Here is a 560-nt window from a genome sequence, read left to right as displayed (position 1 = left end):
GGTATGCGCCGTTGGCCGGAGCCCTACTTTTTACCGGAGTGCTGCTTGCTCACTTGCTCACTTGTTCATATCGAGAAGACGGAGCAGTGGCACGCGAACAAGCTCAAACATCAGTCCGCTACACCTACAAATGCCGCAAGCTTTCGCAAGTCAGATTTGACCGAACGTCGTTCCCGCTTGAGCATTCCCCTAATCATGGAATGGACGCGTCCGGTGAAAAGCAACTGCTCCGGCGCTGCCATCCGCGCCAAAATGAGAGCATCCACCGACTCGCGGTCTTTTCCACGTAGGAAGTTCGCCCAAGCGACAGTGATCAGGTGTGAGACCTTGCGTTCGGCAAGTTCGATGGGCAAGTTTTCGTGTGGAACGCCTTCGGATTCGGCAACAGCTCGACCAGGGTCCCCCAATTCCAAAGAAAGCCAGACCTGATGAATAGCTATGTTCGTGGGACCAAAAGCTAGCCAGAAGTCATTACGGTCACCCACTTTTTCGGCGGCCCGGGAAGCTTCTTTAAAGTAATCCCTAGCTGCCCTGTGGTCGTTTAGGGTGGCTGCGCCGAC

1 pseudogene is annotated in these 560 nt (G+C 54.8%); it reads right to left on the bottom strand.

The features are described from left to right. Positions 1–110: 110 nt before the first annotated feature. A pseudogene (locus ABFX50_RS51045) lies at positions 111–560 on the bottom strand (hypothetical protein); the annotation flags it as partial.

The organism is Nonomuraea recticatena (assembly GCF_039533245.1).
GTDB classification, from domain to species: domain Bacteria; phylum Actinomycetota; class Actinomycetes; order Streptosporangiales; family Streptosporangiaceae; genus Nonomuraea; species Nonomuraea roseola.
Note: the sequence above shows the minus strand (reverse complement) of the source record. Positions and strands in the feature narration are given on the sequence as shown.